The sequence below is a fragment of the Methylobacterium sp. FW102-HT35C08 genome (assembly GCF_058790235.1).
The window spans coordinates 4,697,501-4,712,614 of record NZ_JBYTCL010000002.1 but is presented as its reverse complement, the minus strand read 5'-3'; the positions used below and the strand labels follow the sequence as shown (position 1 = coordinate 4,712,614).

Below are 15,114 nucleotides of genomic sequence, written 5' to 3'. Positions count from 1 at the left end.
TCCCGGGAGTGTCACAGGGCGCGTCGGTGCGGCCAGACATCCGGGTTGACCAGCCCGCCGGGCCGCCGACCGGCGAGGACGTCGACCACCCGGCCCGCCGCGGTCTCGGCGGTGCGGATCAGCGCCGCCTCGGTGGAGCCGCCGACATGGGGCGTCAGGATCGCCCGCGCCTGGCGGCCGAGGGGATGGTCGGCGGGCAGGGGCTCCTGCGCGAACACGTCGAGCCCGGCGCCCGCGATCGTGCCGGCCTCCAGCGCCTCGATCAGGGCCGCCTCGTCGATCAGGCCGCCGCGGCTGGTGTTGATCAGGAACGCGTCCCGCTTCATCCGGGCGAGCTGCGCCCGGCCGATCAGGCCGCGTGTCTCCGGGGTCAGCGGCACGTGCAGCGAGACGATGTCGGCCTCAGCGAGGAGCGCGTCGACCGAGGCGGCCCGCAGCGCGCCGGCATTGGCGAAATCGGCGTCGGGGCGGCTCGGCCCGTAGGCCAGCACCCGCAGGCCGAGGGCGGCGCCGAGCCGCGCGGTCGCCTGCCCGATCGCCCCGAAGCCGACGAGACCAAGCGTCAGGCCGGCGAGCTCGACGAGGCGGGTGGTGAACTTGAAGCTGTCGTCGCCGGCCCGGACCGAGCGGTCGGCGCCGGGCAGGGCCTTGGCCAGGGCGAAGATCAGCGCCAGCGTCTGCTCGGCCACCGAGACGGCGTTGGCGCCCGGCGTGTTGACCACCACGATCCCGGCCTCAGTCGCCGCCGCCTTGGCGACGTGGTCGGTGCCGGTCCCGTGGACGCCGATCACCCGCAGGTCCGGCGCCGCCCCGATGGCGCCGGCCGGGAAGCCGGTGTTGCGGGTGATGACGGCGACGCAGCCGGCGACCTCGCGCGCCAGGGTCTCGGTGTCGGTGCCGCTGGCCGGGCGCGGCTCCAGCCCGGCCGCGCGCAGCCGGTCGAGGCCCGCCGCGTGGATCGGCTGGACGATGAGGCACGGACCGGTGATCACGGAAGGGCAGCCCCTGATGGGAAAGCGGTGGCGGAACGCAAGTCCGGCGCGGGGATCGTCTAGGCGCAGCGCGCCGTCCTGACAACGGGCGGACCCATTGGTCCCCGCCCGCGCGGGCGGAGACGCCACCTGCCTGAGCGGCTCCCGGTCCAGGATCTGGACGCGGCCCCGCCGGCCGCGGATGCCGCCGCCCTCCAGGTTCTGCAGCGCCAGCGTGACGCCCGAGCGCTGCACGCCGAGCATCACCGACAGGAACTCGTGCTTGAGCGGCAGGTCGTCCCCGTCCACGCGGTCGTGGCACATCAGCAGCCAGCGCGCGAGGCGGGGCCCGAGCGTGAAGGTCGCGTTGACGTAGGCCGTGTGCCGCGCCTGCACGAGCTCGGTCTGCACGTAGTGCAGGAGCAGGCGGCGCAGGCCCGGGCTGGCTTCGGTCGCCGCCGACAGGGCGGCGGCCGGGATGCGCCAAGCCGCGCCCGGGATCTGGATGAAGCAGTCGCTCGCCACGCGGTCGGAGACTGGCGTGCCGATCTGTTGGATCAGCCGCAGGATTCCAGCCCCACTGACAATGAATTGGCAAGGTCTGGCCGCCATCGTTGCGTGGCGGCAGGGGCATGCCTGGCCGGGAATCCCGGACAGCCGCGCAACACACCAGCGATGTGGATCGGTCTCAAGACGGCAGCCATCATGAGCCGTGCGACGCCTGCGGAGACGACCGGGGCGGATCGCCTTCCGGGACCTCGCCCCCTGGGGCCTCCCCTCCTGCTGGCCTTTTCCCGCAGCCGGGACGGCGCCTCGGCGGTCGAGTTCGCGCTCGTGGCGTTGCCGTTCCTGGCGCTGGTCGGAGCCACCTTGGAGGCCGGCATCACCTATTTCGCGCAGGAGATCCTGCAGCAGGCGGTGACCGATGCCGGCCGCCAGATCTACACGGGCCAGTTCCAGGCGAACAATGCCGGCGTCACCAATTCCACGACGCTGCTGAACAACTTCCGCACCGCCATGTGCTCCCCCGGCGGCAAGCCGCGGGTCACGCTCTTCCCCTGCGCCAACGTGCGCATCAGCATCACGAAGGCCACGAGCTTCAGCGCGGCCGCGCCCGTCCAGGCGACGGCGATCAATCCGAACACCGGGGTCTCGGACTGGAATGCGGGCTTCGCGTCGTACACCTGCGCGCGGGCGAGCGACGTCGTCGTCGTCCAGGCGGCGGTCGACATGCCGGTCTTCTTCCCGCTGCTCGGCGCGGCCAAGGCCACGCTGCCCAATGGGCGCCGCGTCCTCCAGGCCGCCGCCGTCTTCCAGGTCGAGCCGTTCACCTCGACCAACGCCTGCCCATCCAGCTCGTGACCGGGCCTGTCTTGCCTGGCCCTGTCCTGCCAACCCCTGTCCCGCCAAGCCTCGCCGGGCGGCCGATGCGGTTTCGGGATGACGCACGCGGGGTGGCGGCCATCGAGTTCGCGCTCGTCCTGCCGGTGCTCGTCGCACTCTACTTCGGCATGACCGAGCTCGTGCGCGCCGTCGACACCAGCCGCAAGGCCACGCTCTACGCGCGCACCATCGCCGACCTGTCCGGGCGCGCCACCAACGGCAGCCCGACGGTGAGCGACATGGCCGCGATCCTGAACGCGTCCGGCGCGATCATGCGGCCCTACCCGACGACGGACCTGCAGGTCGCCATCCACGCCATGGGCGTCGAGAACGTCTCCGGGAACCTGCTCGGCGGCGTCTGCTCCAGCTATCCGCAGAACGCCCGCCCCGTCCTCACCCTCAACGGCAGCAACGGATTGCCGGCGACACCCGCGACCTTCCAGTACGACGGCGCCCGGTACATCCTGGCCGAGGTCTCCCTCGCCTACACGCCGGTCATCGGCTCGACCCTGTTCCGCTCGATCTTCGGCGGGCGGGGACTGGTGTTCAGCCGGCAAATCTCGTGGGCCCAGCGCCTCGACAAGGGCGAGGTGATCATGCCGGGAGGCGCGAAGTGCCCGAACTTCTGATCCGACTCTCGGCCTGGCTTGCCGCCCTGGCGCGCCGGCCCGAGTCCGAAGCCGGCTTCGGGCGGGCGCGGAGCGGCCAGGTGGCGATCCTCTTCGCCGTCATGGCCATCCCGATGCTGTTCGCCTCCGGGGCGGCCATCGACCTCGGCCGGCGCAACGCTGCCAAGACCCAGCTCGATGTCGCGGTCGACGCCGCCGTCCTGGGGGTGATCACCCAGAAAACCAACACGCTCACCGACGTCATGCTCACCAACGCCCGCACGCAGTTCCTGGCGGATGCCGCGAAGGTCCCGGGCGTGACGATCACCTCGTTCGTCCTGACCCCGGCGCCGGGCGCCACGCAGGTCGGCCTGACCGCCGCCTACACCGCCACCGTGCGGACGACCCTCGGCAGCATGATGAACGTCGTGACGATGAAAATCGCCGGCCAGTCGGCCAGCGTGCGCAACGTCGCGCAATACATCGACTTCTACCTGCTCCTGGACAACTCGCCGTCGATGGGGCTCGCCGCCACCGCCGCCGACATCACCAACATGAAGCGCGTCGCCGGCAACTGCGCCTTCGCCTGCCACCTTCTCAACAGCAACGGCACCGAGAACACCAACGACAACTACAACATCGCCAAGAGGAACAACATCAAGCTCCGGATCCAGGTGCTGCGCGACGCCGTCGCAAACCTGGTGACCTCCGCCAAGTCGAGCATGAGCCTGACGCAGCAGTTCCGGATGGAGATGTGGACCTTCAGCGACTTCCAGACCCGGCTGATCCAGCTGACTCCGTCGCTGGATCAGGTCAGCAGCGCGTCCGCCGGGATCGATCTGGCGTATTCCTACCCGGATCAGCGTGACAGCCAGACCGCCTACGAGCGGGCGATGGCGAAGATGACCAGCGTGATCCCGGCGAGCGGCGACGGCGTGACCACCGCCACCCCGATCCGGTTTCTGTTCTTCGTCACCGACGGTGTCCAGGACACGCCCATCGACGGCGCGATGAGCAATGCGAGTTCCGGCTTCAAGATCAACAACAACCGGTTCATCAGCCCGATCAGCCCCTCGACCTGCCAGGCGATGAAGAACAACAACATCCGGATCGGTATCATCTACACGCAATACCTGCCGCTGTATGACAACGGCTTTTACAACGACAACGTGAAGCCTTTCGAAAACAAGATCGGTCCCCTACTGCAGAGCTGCGCGACCGACGGCCTGTATTTCCAGGTCTCGACCGACGGCGACATCAATAAGGCGATGCAGCAGCTGTTCAGCGCGGCCCTGGCTTCGGTGCGCATCACCAATTGAGGCCGGTCGGTCGCGGTCACCCGCGACGTGTCGTGCCGTCCGGAAGTGGACGTTCGCTCATGAGGGTCGGCGCGTTGCCACCCAGGCGGCCGCGCATTGCGGCGAACCCGAGCCTTGCCGCATGCGGTTCAGCCGTGACCAATGCGGGCACGGCTCGCCGCGAGCACCGCCCGCGATCATTCAGCCGTTGATCCGCTCCGCGCCTTCACTCTCCCGCTCGCTTCTGCCGCCCTGAGAGGCCGCGACGGGTCACGCACACATTTCGGTGATCATGGCATCGGCGGGCGGATTAAGGAACCGCGCCGTGCGTGGAGCCGGAAATGCCACTATATTGCGCATTTGTTTCCGGTGAGGGGTATGAATTCGCAATTCATTAATTGACGCACATCAAGTTTCAGATGTCACTTAACGAGGCTGCGGGTTGTTGCTGCAACCCCCGGCGGGGGCTGGAATCATGTCTTTATTCCGCAACCTCAGGATCATCGTAAAGCTCGCAATACCGGCGTTGATATTGGCAATTGTTGCCGGAAGCGTCGTGCTCATTGCGCGCGCAAATCTCAACGCTCTGGAGGATAATACGCGCGAGATCGTCGACGTTCAGGCGATGCGCGCGATCATTGCGCTGCGCCTTGAGACCGCCGTGGACGAGGCGATCATTCGCGAGAAGAACGTCATCATCGAGACGGATGCCGTCGTGATGGCGGACCATCTCGAGCACTTCAAGGCCGCCAAGGAACGGGCCGTGACGGCGATCGATCGGCTCATCGCGATGGCCGACGCCGAGACGCGCCGGACGACCAACGCGGGCATCAAGGCGGGCCTGCTCGACTTTTTCGCCGTGGCCGAGCGCTCCGTCGCCCTCGGGCTCAAGAACCAGAACGACGCCGCCGCGACCGTGTCGAACACCGAGGTCCGTCCGGCGCGGATGAAGATCGTCGAGGCGGTGACCAAGCGGGTCGAGGCCAATATCCGGGATCTGGAGGCTGCGAAGGCCAAGGCGGGGGAGACCGCCGAGGCCGCGCGCCGGACCCTGACGCTGGGCGCGGCAATCGGCCTGCTGATCGCGTTCGGCCTGCTCGGCGCGATCGTCATCCAGGGCGTCACCCGGCCCCTCGCCAATCTGGTCGCCGTGCTGCAGCGCATGGCGCAGGGCGAGATCGACTCGGAGATCAAGGAGGCCGTGCGCGGCGACGAGATCGGCGCGGTCGGCCGGGCGGTCGAGGGCATCAAGGCGATGGTCGCCCGCAAGGCCGCCGAGGAGGCGGAGATCAAGCGCCGCGCCGACGCTGCGGCCGCGGCCGAGCGGCGGCGCACGATGGACGAGCTGGCCGACGGCTTCGAGCGCGCGGTGGGTGGCATCGTCGGCACCGTGTCGTCGTCGGCCACCGAGCTGCAGGCGACGGCCAGCACCATGACCGCCACCGCGACCGAGACGGCGACCCAGTCGACCACCGTGGCGGCGGCGGCGGAAGAGGCGGCCTCGAACGTCAACACCGTGGCGGCCGCCGCCGAGGAATTGGGGAGCTCCGTTCAGGAGATTGGCCGGCAGGTCAGCGGCTCGGCGCGCCTGGCGCAGCAGGCGGTTCTGGCGGCGGATCAGACGGCCGCCCTCGTCCAAGCACTCAGCCAGACTTCCGCCCGGATCGGCGACATGGTCGGGATGATCTCGGGCATTGCGGGGCAGACCAATCTGCTGGCGCTGAACGCCACGATCGAGGCGGCGCGGGCCGGCGCGGCCGGCCGGGGCTTCGCCGTCGTCGCCTCCGAGGTGAAGGCGCTCGCCGGGCAGACCGGCAAGGCCACCGAGGAGATCGCCCGGCAGATCGGCGAGGTTCAGGGTGTCACGCACCAGGCAGTTTCGGCCATCGGCGGCATCACCAGTCAGATCCGCGAGATCGACGCGGTCGCCACCAGCATCGCGGCGGCGGTGGAGCAGCAGGGGGCGGCGACGCAGGAGATCGTCCGGAACGTCAGCCAGGCAGCGATGGGCGCCGGAGAGGTGACGAGCAACATCGTTGGCGTGGCCCAGGCCTCGGAGGAGACGGGGGCGGCCGCCAGTCAGGTGCTGTCGGCGGCGTCCGAGCTCTCGCGCCAGTCCGAGCACCTCGGGGCGGAGGTCACGCGCTTCCTCGCCACGGTGCGGGCCGCCTGAGGGATCACACCGCGCCCACCCGGTAATGGTGGCCCGCGTCTCTGCGAGCGGAGCGACGTAATCCAGGGCAGCGCCAGGCTCACCGGCCTCGCGCTTCCCTAGGTCGTTTCGCTTCGTACGCAGCAAGGCGTTCAAAACGCCGGTTGGAAACCCAAACGGAACGACGGCATCGGAACCTTGTCGCGGGTCCGCGTCCTGCTCAAGACGCGCAGGGCATCGGGACCGCGCCGCGAAGGCCGGAACGGTGGCCCGACCGCACACCAAAATGTTTCACATGAAACATTAACCAAAAACCGCCGCGCTCACCCCGCGGGTCTCAGAGCGGCGGGCGCCTGCGCGGCCGGCGTGCCCAGGGTCAGCCGCGCCTCCGCGGCGGCCTCGTCCGGGCCGGTCAGGAGCGTCATGGCCGCGCGATAACCGTCCAGCGTCCCGACATCGACATAGGCCGAGCCCGCGCGCACGCCCAGCGCCCGGCCGCCCGCCGCCAGATAGGCGTTGACCAGGGTGCCGATATACTCGTCGGCACAGAGCCGGGCGCGCCAGAGCGCGTGCAGCTCGATCAGCACGCGGCCCGGCATCTTGAACGCGCCCCAGATCCAGTTGGTGGCGGCGTCCGGCTGCTTGACCTGGATCTCGCGCACCGCGCCGCTCCGGTCCGTCACCACCGCGTCGAAATTCTCCGGCCGCTCGACCGGGAAGAGCAGGAACGACAGGGTATCGTCGGGCAGCTGGATCAGCGCGTCCTGAGGCAGCCAGATCGTGTCCGGCAGGCCGACGATCACCGGCTCGTCCGGGGCGATCAGCGGCAGGGCGGAGAAGATCGCGTCGCACAGGCCGCTCGGCCGCGGCTGCACCACGTAGGCGATCGGGGTCTTGCCGTAGCCGGCGCCGAAATACTCGACGATGTCCGACTTGCCCGGGGAGATCACGAAGCAGATCTTGCGCGCGCCACCGCGGATCATCCGCTCGACCAAGTGCTCGCTGACCGCGCAGGGCCGCTCGACCCCGTCGCGCAGGCGACTGCCCACCGGGAGCAGCTCCTTCGAGAAGGCGAGGGGTTGGATCCGGCTCCCCCGCCCGGCCGCCGGTACGATCCCCCACATGTCAGGTGCACTCCGCGGGTTCGGGACAATCGCGTTCCGCCAGCGCGCGCTCGAAATCGTCGAGGCGCCGCTCCGCGGTGTGGTCCGCCAGGGTGCGGGCCCGGCCCGCCTCGGCGATGCGGCGGATCTCGGCCTCGCTTCGGTCGAGCGCCGCCAGCACGTCGGCCCGGTCGTGGGCGATCAGGATCTCCTCGCCGGGCCGGAAGAAGGTGTCGAGACCTGCCCAGGCATCGCTGATCAGCGCGGTGCCGCAGGCGCTCGCCTCGAACAGGCGCCCGGAGGGGCACCAGCCCATGGCGGCCATCGCGGCACGGGTGACGTTGAGGGTGAGGCGCGAGGCTGAGAAGAAGGCCGGGTGCTCCCCCGGCGGCAGGTGGCGGACGAAGTGGATGTTCTCCGTCCAGGGGAAATCCGCCGGGTATTGCGCGCCGCCGATCAGGAAGCGCTGCTCCGGGCGCTGCCGCGCCGGTTCCACGAAGAGTTCGGTCAGAGCCGCCTGCCGGTCTGCCGCATAGGTGCCGAGATAGGAGAGATCGGCGCGGTACTGCGGCTGCGGCGCCGCCGGGCGATGGACCTCCGGGTCGACATGCCCGTAGAGCGGCCGCGCGCACCGGGCGCCGAGATCGTCGCGCAGGGCGTCGAGCGCCGCCCCACCCGTGTAGCTGAGGACGAGGTCGAACCCCGCCAGACCGCCGGGCCCGACATAGTCCACCGTCTCGCCGGCCCGCAGGCGTGCCAGGGTCACGGGGGTGTCGAGATCGTAGAAAACGCGCCGGGCTCGGGGCGCCGCCAGCACGATCTCGGTAGCGGCGCTTGCATCCGGGCAATAGGACGTGACCAGGGCCGCATCGGCCTCGGCGACCTCCCGCACGGCGCGGTCGCGGATCTCGGAGAACGCTTCGTACAGCACGAGGTCGCCACCCGGCAGCGCCGTCAGATCGCGGTGTTCGCGGTAGTACGGAACGTCGCGCTCGAAGAACACGACCCGGTGGCCGCGCCGGGCCATGGCCCGGCACAGTCCCCGCCAGAGGGTGGCGTGACCGTTGCCCCAGGACGAGCTCACGGTCAGACCGAAGACGACGATCTTCACCCGCGCTCCTGTTCCATCCGGCCCCAGCCCGCATGTGAAGGCCGAAGGGAGAACCTCACGGAACGGCTCTGGTTCGGTCGCCGGCACGAGAGCCCGGCCCTGTGGCTCCGGCGTCCTCGCCGGTCCGGGCGCGGCGGGCTAGCAACGTCACAGCATGACGACATCGAGCTGGCGCGATCTTCGGAACGAGAAGGCCCGGGCGCGGCTGGAGCGGGCCCTGCCGGCGGTCTTTCCCGCGCCGGTCCTGCAGCACGCCCTGGCGCGGCCCCTGATCCCGCCAACGCCGCGGCTCGCCGTCGAGAGCTACTGGCGCGCCCACATCCTGCGGGCCGACCGGCTTGCGCGCGCCCTGGCGGTCCGGTCGGGGACGCCCGATGGCTGGACGTGGCAGCTCGGCGCGGAGGGCCGCGCGGGCAGCTTCCGAATGCCACCCGCGCCCTACCGCGATCCGGCCTTCGCCCGGGGGCGGGGCGCCTGCTGCATCTGCGGCCAGCCGGTCTACAAGTTCGGCTGGCACCGAGACCTGTGGAGTCGCGGCCAGCCGAACGCCAACGCGGCCTGGCACGCGGCCTGTGTCGCCGCGTGGAAGTTCTGGATCGCCCCGCATGCGCAGGTGCGGGTGCTGAAGCTCCGCCAGCGTCACCGCTGCGCGACTTCCGGCAAGCGGCTGCTGCGCAGTGCCGAGGTCGACCACGCCCTGCCGCTCTACCGGGTCTGGCGCGAGCACCGCACCCGGCCCTGGCCGGAGCTGCTCGCCTATTGGGGCACGCCGAACCTCCAGGTCGTGAACCGGGCGGTCCACGTCGACAAGTGCCGCGACGAGGCGGTCGAGCGCTCCCAGACGCTGCGACTGTCCCGGTTTCGCGTGGTCGAGGACGAGTCCGGCTTCGAGGTGATCGAGGAGGCGTGAGCCGACAGGCTCAGCCGCCTACGGCCTCCAAGGCCCGCGACAGGTCGGCTAGGAGGTCGGCCTCGGCCTCCAGCCCCACCGACAGGCGCAGCAGACCGTCGGTGATGCCGGCGATCGTCCGCGCTTCCGGATCCATCGCGGCATGCGTCATAGTCGGCGGATGGGCGACCAAGCTCTCGACGCCGCCCAGCGACTCGGCCAGCGTGAACACCCGGAGCGCCTCGACGAAGCTTTTCACCGCGTCGCGCCCGCCCGCCAGCTCGAAGCTCAGCATGGCGCCGAAGCCCGCCTGCTGGGCCTTGGCCAGGGCGTGTCCCGGATGCGTGGGCAGACCCGGATAATGCACGCGGGACACTGCGGGATGCGCGTCGAGGAAGGCGGCCAGGGCGGCGGCGTTCTTCTGCTGCTGCTCCACACGGACGAACAGGGTGCGCAGGCCCCGCAGGGTCAGATAGGCGTCCAGCGGCGAGCTGGTGACGCCGATCGTGTTCGCCCAGGCGGCCAGCTCCTCGCCCACAGCCTTGTCGGCGGCGATCACCGCCCCGCCGATGACGTCGGAATGGCCGTTCAGGAACTTGGTGGTGGAGTGGACGACGAGATCCGCCCCGAGGGCGATCGGCTGCTGCAGGGCCGGCGACAGGAAGGTGTTGTCGACCACTGCCAGCGCGCCCACGGCCTTCGCGTCCGCGGTGATGCGGCGGATATCCACGACCCGCATCAGCGGGTTGCTCGGCGTCTCGACGAGCACGACCTTCGGCCGCTCGGCCAGCGCCGCCGCGAGCGCGTCCGGATCGGTCTGGTCGACGAAGGCCACCCGGTAATGGCTTCGGGCGCTGCGGAAGCTGAGCAGGCGATGCGTCCCGCCGTAGCAATCATGCGGGGCGACGAGCAGGTCGCCCGGCCGCAGGCTCGACAGGGCGAGGTCGAGGGCCGCCATGCCGCTGGCGACCATGACGGCCCGGGCGCCGCCCTCGAGCTTGGCGATCGTGTCGGCCAGCGCGTCCCGCGTCGGGTTGCCGAGGCGCGAGTAATCGTAGGGGCCGGCCTGCTCGAAGGCCGGGAACTTGAAGGTCGTCGACAGGTGGATCGGCGCGATCACGGCCCCGAAGGCTGCATCCTGGGCCACGCCGTTCGCAGCCGCGACGGTGCGGGCCGCTAATCCCTCGGACATCGATTCTCTCCTCGCCGGATCCGTGGTGCGTTCTTTATGGAGAACGGATCCGGCTTTCAAGAGAACGATCCTGCCGATCAGACCTTCCCGGCGGGCAGGTCGGCCCGGCGCGGCCGCCAGGGTGCCATGCTGGCGAAGACGCCGTCCCGGCGGATCAGCCCGTGCAGCAGCGCCGCCCCGAGATGGGCGAGGATCACGCCGAACAGGCCGTAGGCCAGCACGGTGTGGAACTGCCGCAGGGCCGCGTAGAGCATCGGGTTCCCCGGCAGGATCGGCGGCAGCACGACTGGGCCGGCGAGCACGATCGGATAGCGGCCCGCCGACAGCATCGCCCAGCCGACCAGCGGCATCGCCAGCATGAGGGCGTAGAGCAGGAGATGCGATCCGTGGGCGGCCCGACGCTGCCAGGCCGGCAGGTCCTGCGGCAGGGGCGGGGGTGGGCGTCGCCAGCGGTTCGCCAGCCGCAGCACGGCCAGCAGCAGGATCAGGATGCCGAGCGGCCGATGCAGCGCCACCAGCGCGTGGTAGTCGGCCAGCGAGGCGACCATGGCGACGCCGATCAGCAGCATGGCCAGGATCAGCGCCGCCATGACCCAGTGGAGCAGGCGTGCCGGCCGGTTGAAGCGGGCGGGGGCGGTCATAGGCCGGCTCCCCGGTGCGGTACGTCCGTGACGGCGCTGGGCGTCTTCGCCTCGCCGGCGCGGCGGGTGAAGGATTGCGCGTAGGCGGCCGAGCGGGCGCTCAGGAGCGGGTCGTCGCTCGGCGCGATGCCGTCCGGCAGCACCAGGGGATCGAAGTTGATGTCGCGGCAATTGCCGGCCGCCTCGGGCGTCGCTTCCGTGAGGGTCAGGGTGCCGACGTCCACGGCCTCGCGCTCCGCGGGCCAGGGCCGGGTCGCGTCGGCGGTCGGATCCTCCGCCTGCGCGAGCGTCACGACGAGGTGCCAGCGTTGCGGGCCCTGCCGCAGCTGCGCGGCGAGCGCGTCGAACAGGTAGTTCTTGTCGCCCTGCGCGGCCTGGGCGCCGGTCTCGGCCGCTGCCGTGCCGTCCGGGACGAAGGCCCAGCGCACCGCCCGCGTGTTGCCGTCGGCGGCCACGAACCGGAAGGCGTTGAGGCTCCAGTAGGTGCTGTCGGCAAAGCCCGAGGTCACCATCCGGGCCTTGATCAGCGCGGCGGCCTTGGCGCTCTCGGGATGCGCGGCGAAGAAGGCCTTCAGGCGCTCCGGGTCCGGCTTGCCGGTGGCGGGATCGGGCTGGGCGGCGCGGAGCTGTTCGTAGAAGTCCTCCGGGGTGCGCACAGGGAAGACCGGGATAGTGTTCACGCCGGTGCGCCATTCCTCGCCGTCCGGGAGACGGAAGCGCAGGGCGAGGCTGCGCACGGTGGCCTCGGCATCCGCCGCGTAGGGCTGGCCGCCCGCCAGCGCGACCCGCCCCTCAACGGGCGTCACGCGTCCCGCCGAGAACACGCCCGCCCGGGACAGCCGCACCCCGGCGCCGTTGCCGGTGAATGTGCCCGCCACGCACAGGCCCTTGGCGTGGTTGCGCCGGAAACCGGGATGCGGCCCGTTCACCTGCTCGAAGCGGTCGACGACCCGTGCCGGGGTGAGGCGGCCGGGCGAGAGCCAGCCCCCCGCGACCGCGAAGGCGCCGGCCGTCGTGCCGACCACAGCGCCGACGGCGGCAAGGCGTAGCAGCAGGGTGCGCGGGCTCATCCCGGGCGGAGCCCCGGTGAGGTCATTCAGAAGCGTCATCGAGTCCCTCGGCAACAGGCCGCGATGGGGCCTATTCGACCGCGGGACGCGGCGGTTTCACGCGCAGCCTGGTCTGAGCCATGCGCTGGCGTGGGCGGGGGGTTGCGCCCTGCGGGACGCGCCCGCCGACCCGGTCAGGCGGCGCGGCTCTCGACCTGCGCGGCGGGTGCGCTGTCCTGGGCCTCGGCCCCGTCCTCGAGGCCGGCGGCCTCCTGGGCCATGGCCTGGGCGAGAAGCCGAGCCCGCCCGGCCCAGAGGTCGCGGGCGCCGCGCATGGCGCCGAGCCGGTCCTCGGCCGCGGCCAGGGCGACCTGAAGGGCGTCGATCTCGGCCCGGAGGTCGGTGGTGCGCTGCCGCTCGCTCGCCAGCGCCGCCTTGAGCACCGACAGGGCCGCCTCGGTTGCCCCCCGGGCCCCGGCGGGCCGGGCCGCCTCGTTCCGGGGCCGCGTCTCCGCGGCGGCGGGCGCCGGCGGGATATCGGCGGCCGCCATTCCCGAATCCGGACGGAGCTGGGCAATCTCGGCCCGCACCTGCGCGACGTCGAGCCCGGCCGCACCGCGCGTCTCGGGTGCCGGCGCGGCGGGCGGCGCGGCCAGCTCGGCGGCCGGAATCCCTTCCTCCTCCATAACCAGGCCGTGCAGCATGGCGAAGACTTGGTCACCGTCGAGACGCGCGAGATCGAACCCGCTCTCGGAGGCGAGGCTGTTGAACCGGGCCTGCCCGTGCGACGACTGGCCCACGAAGGCCATCGACCAGTTGGTGAAGCCGCGGCTCTCGGCCGGTCCGCATTGCAGGACCGTCACGTCGCTGTGGCGGAGATCGCGCTGGATCCGCTCGAACGTGGCCTCGACCCCCCGGCGCGGACCCTCCAGCACCTGCGCGAAGGCGCCCGCGTTGAACATCAGCGCGCCAGTCACGCCCACCTCCCGGTTGTTCCGCTGCGAGGCGTCCAGGATCTGGCGGACGGCCGCCATCACCTCGGCTTCCGGTCCCTGGAGCAGGTTCTTGCTGGCGTAGACGAGGCGGTAGAGGTCGCTCATGGCATTGCGTCCGGGAGAAAGAGGGTCAGGCCTGCGGGTAGCTGGCGAAGACCCGGGCGAGGTCTTCGGTGGGGACGGGCTTGCTGATCAGGTAGCCCTGGACGTCGGTGCAGCCCTCCAGGCGGATGCGCTGCATCTGCTCGGAGGTCTCGACGCCCTCGGCGACCGTGGTCATCCCGAGGCTCTTGCCGAGGCCCGCGATCGCCCGGATGATCGCCTCGCCGTCGGGCTTGCTCGTGAGGTCCTTCACGAAGGAGCGGTCGATCTTGATCTTGTCGAACGGGAAGGAGCGCAGGTAGCTCAGCGACGAGTAGCCGGTGCCGAAATCGTCCATGGAGACGCGCACCCCGAGCTCCCGGAGCCGGTGCAGGGTCTGAAGCGTCTTCTCGTTTTCCTGCAGCAGCACGCCCTCGGTGATCTCCACCTCCAGGCGCCGGGCCGGCAGGCCCGAGCTGGCCAGGGCCGAGATGATGGTCTCGACGAGCCGGTCGCTCTTGAACTGCGCGGGCGACACGTTCACCGCCACCGACATGTGGGCCGGCCAGGTCATGGCATCCCGGCAGGCCTGGCGGATGACCCATTCGCCGATCGGCACGATCAGGCCGATCTCCTCGGCCAGCGGGATGAAATCGAGGGGTGAGACCAGCCCGCGCTCGGGATGGTACCAGCGGATCAGGGCCTCGCAGCCGGAGAGCGCGCCGCTCTGGAGCTGCAATTGCGGCTGATAATGCAGCTGGAACTCGCGGCGGGCGAGCGCCTGGCGCATGTCGAGCTCGAGCTTCCGCCGCGCCTGCATGCGGGCGTCCATCTCGGGCTCGAAGAACCGGTAGGTGCCGCGGCCGTCGAGCTTGGCCCGGTAGAGGGCGAGATCGGCGTTCTTCAGGAGCCGGTCGGCATCCACCCCGTCGTCCGGAGCCAGGGCCACGCCGACGCTGGTGCCGATCGTTAGGAGGTGGCCCTCGACCATGTAGGTCCGGCCGATCAGGTCGACGATGCGGCGGGCGAGCGCCTGCGTGCCCGCGGCGTCGCGCACACCCGCCTGCAGGATGACGAACTCGTCGCCGCCGATCCGCGCCACCGTGTCGGTGGGCCGCACGGTCGAGCGCAGGCGGTCGGCGACCTTCTCCAGCAAGGCGTCGCCGATCGGGTGGCCGAGCGTGTCGTTGACCGGCTTGAAGCGGTCGAGGTCGATCAGCAGCACGGCACAGGCCTCGCCGTCCCGCTGCAAGCGCGCGAGCGCCTCGGCGAGGCGCTCGCGCAGGTGCAGGCGGTTCGGCAGGCCGGTCAGGGGATCGAGGCGCGCCATCTCGTCGGCGCGGGCCTCGGTGGCCTTGCGGGTGCTGACATCCTCCAGCGTCACGACCCAGCCGCCATCCGCAAGGGGATGGAGTTCGGCCTGGACCGTGTGGTCGGCGCGCCCGATCTCGAACAGGGCCGGCAGCCGCCGGTCGAGCGCGTGGCGGAGCGCGCCGAGATCCGCGCGCCGGGACGGGGCGCTCCCGCCCCGCAAGGCGCGCACCAGCGGAAGAGCGGTGGCGTTGTCCCGCAGGGTCACCGCGAGGTCGCCCAGCAGCCGCTGTGCCGGGGCGTTGAAGGCGATCACCGTTCCGCCGCCAT

13 protein-coding genes (1 of these 13 running past the window's edge) are annotated in these 15,114 nt (G+C 70.9%); 5 read left to right on the top strand and 8 right to left on the bottom strand.

Translation table 11 applies throughout. The annotated features are described in order from the left end of the window. Positions 1-11: 11 nt before the first annotated feature. Positions 12-1,496: an NAD(P)-dependent oxidoreductase gene (locus AC3WSN_RS22325; protein WP_492540932.1), complete on the bottom strand. Its 1,485-nt coding sequence runs from the start codon at positions 1,494-1,496 to the stop codon at positions 12-14. Positions 1,497-1,676: 180 nt separating this feature from the next. Between AC3WSN_RS22325 and AC3WSN_RS22320 the strand changes: the two genes are divergently transcribed. The 4 genes from AC3WSN_RS22320 to AC3WSN_RS22305 all read left to right on the top strand — a co-directional run bounded on the left by AC3WSN_RS22320 (position 1,677) and on the right by AC3WSN_RS22305 (position 6,433). Next, positions 1,677-2,333, top strand: a complete 657-nt coding sequence (locus tag AC3WSN_RS22320) for a TadE/TadG family type IV pilus assembly protein (RefSeq protein ID WP_492540930.1) — start codon at positions 1,677-1,679, stop codon at positions 2,331-2,333. A gap of 92 nt (positions 2,334-2,425) precedes the next feature. Further along, entirely contained in the window at positions 2,426-2,983 is a 558-nt protein-coding gene (locus tag AC3WSN_RS22315) for a TadE/TadG family type IV pilus assembly protein (RefSeq protein ID WP_373622135.1), read from the top strand. Beyond that, entirely contained in the window at positions 2,968-4,281 is a 1,314-nt protein-coding gene (locus AC3WSN_RS22310) for a TadE/TadG family type IV pilus assembly protein (RefSeq protein ID WP_492540928.1), read from the top strand. Before AC3WSN_RS22315 ends, AC3WSN_RS22310 begins: the two co-directional genes overlap by 16 nt. Before the next feature lie 454 nt (positions 4,282-4,735). Beyond that, positions 4,736-6,433: a methyl-accepting chemotaxis protein gene (locus AC3WSN_RS22305; RefSeq protein WP_492540926.1), complete on the top strand. Its 1,698-nt coding sequence runs from the start codon at positions 4,736-4,738 to the stop codon at positions 6,431-6,433. Between the two features lie 302 nt (positions 6,434-6,735). Here AC3WSN_RS22305 and AC3WSN_RS22300 read toward each other — a convergent pair whose 3' ends face one another. Both AC3WSN_RS22300 and AC3WSN_RS22295 read right to left on the bottom strand, forming a co-directional pair. After that, positions 6,736-7,536, bottom strand: a complete 801-nt coding sequence (locus AC3WSN_RS22300) for a nucleotidyltransferase family protein (protein ID WP_492540925.1) — start codon at positions 7,534-7,536, stop codon at positions 6,736-6,738. A gap of 1 nt (position 7,537) precedes the next feature. Next, a complete protein-coding gene (locus tag AC3WSN_RS22295; RefSeq protein ID WP_492540923.1) occupies positions 7,538-8,626 on the bottom strand; it encodes a CgeB family protein in 1,089 nt (362 codons plus the stop codon). 154 nt (positions 8,627-8,780) lie between these two features. Between AC3WSN_RS22295 and AC3WSN_RS22290 the strand changes: the two genes are divergently transcribed. Continuing rightward, positions 8,781-9,536 carry a hypothetical protein gene (locus AC3WSN_RS22290; RefSeq protein ID WP_492540921.1) on the top strand — a complete coding sequence of 252 codons (756 nt, stop codon included), beginning with the start codon at positions 8,781-8,783 and terminating at the stop codon, positions 9,534-9,536. A 10-nt stretch (positions 9,537-9,546) separates the two neighbouring features. Here the strand turns inward: AC3WSN_RS22290 and metB are convergent, their stop codons facing one another. The 5 genes from metB to AC3WSN_RS22265 form a co-directional block, all read right to left on the bottom strand. Continuing rightward, positions 9,547-10,707, bottom strand: a complete 1,161-nt coding sequence (gene metB, locus AC3WSN_RS22285; RefSeq protein WP_492540919.1) for a cystathionine gamma-synthase — start codon at positions 10,705-10,707, stop codon at positions 9,547-9,549. A 77-nt stretch (positions 10,708-10,784) separates the two neighbouring features. After that, positions 10,785-11,348: a cytochrome b gene (locus AC3WSN_RS22280; RefSeq protein ID WP_492540917.1), complete on the bottom strand. Its 564-nt coding sequence runs from the start codon at positions 11,346-11,348 to the stop codon at positions 10,785-10,787. After that, positions 11,345-12,457 (bottom strand): catalase family peroxidase, encoded by a 1,113-nt coding sequence (locus tag AC3WSN_RS22275; protein WP_492540915.1) that lies wholly within the window; start codon positions 12,455-12,457, stop codon positions 11,345-11,347. Before AC3WSN_RS22275 ends, AC3WSN_RS22280 begins: the two co-directional genes overlap by 4 nt. 134 nt (positions 12,458-12,591) lie before the next feature. Further along, the gene (locus AC3WSN_RS22270) at positions 12,592-13,497 is read right to left on the bottom strand and encodes a BLUF domain-containing protein (RefSeq protein ID WP_492540914.1); all 906 of its coding nucleotides are present in this window, start codon (positions 13,495-13,497) and stop codon (positions 12,592-12,594) included. 25 nt (positions 13,498-13,522) lie between these two features. After that, positions 13,523-15,114 carry the 3' portion of a putative bifunctional diguanylate cyclase/phosphodiesterase gene (locus AC3WSN_RS22265; RefSeq protein ID WP_492540912.1) on the bottom strand. It continues 136 nt past the right edge of the window, so 1,592 of the gene's 1,728 nt are visible here — the last part of the coding sequence; its start codon lies off the right edge, out of view; it ends in the stop codon at positions 13,523-13,525.

Coding starts and splice junctions, on each gene's coding strand:
- AC3WSN_RS22320 (WP_492540930.1), top strand. CDS start 1,677: ATGAGCCGTGCGACGCCTGCGGAGACGACCGGGGCGGATCGCCTTCCG.
- AC3WSN_RS22305 (WP_492540926.1), top strand. CDS start 4,736: ATGTCTTTATTCCGCAACCTCAGGATCATCGTAAAGCTCGCAATACCG.
- AC3WSN_RS22300 (WP_492540925.1), bottom strand. CDS start 7,536: ATGTGGGGGATCGTACCGGCGGCCGGGCGGGGGAGCCGGATCCAACCC.
- AC3WSN_RS22290 (WP_492540921.1), top strand. CDS start 8,781: ATGACGACATCGAGCTGGCGCGATCTTCGGAACGAGAAGGCCCGGGCG.
- metB (WP_492540919.1), bottom strand. CDS start 10,707: ATGTCCGAGGGATTAGCGGCCCGCACCGTCGCGGCTGCGAACGGCGTG.
- AC3WSN_RS22280 (WP_492540917.1), bottom strand. CDS start 11,348: ATGACCGCCCCCGCCCGCTTCAACCGGCCGGCACGCCTGCTCCACTGG.
- AC3WSN_RS22275 (WP_492540915.1), bottom strand. CDS start 12,457: ATGACGCTTCTGAATGACCTCACCGGGGCTCCGCCCGGGATGAGCCCG.
- AC3WSN_RS22270 (WP_492540914.1), bottom strand. CDS start 13,497: ATGAGCGACCTCTACCGCCTCGTCTACGCCAGCAAGAACCTGCTCCAG.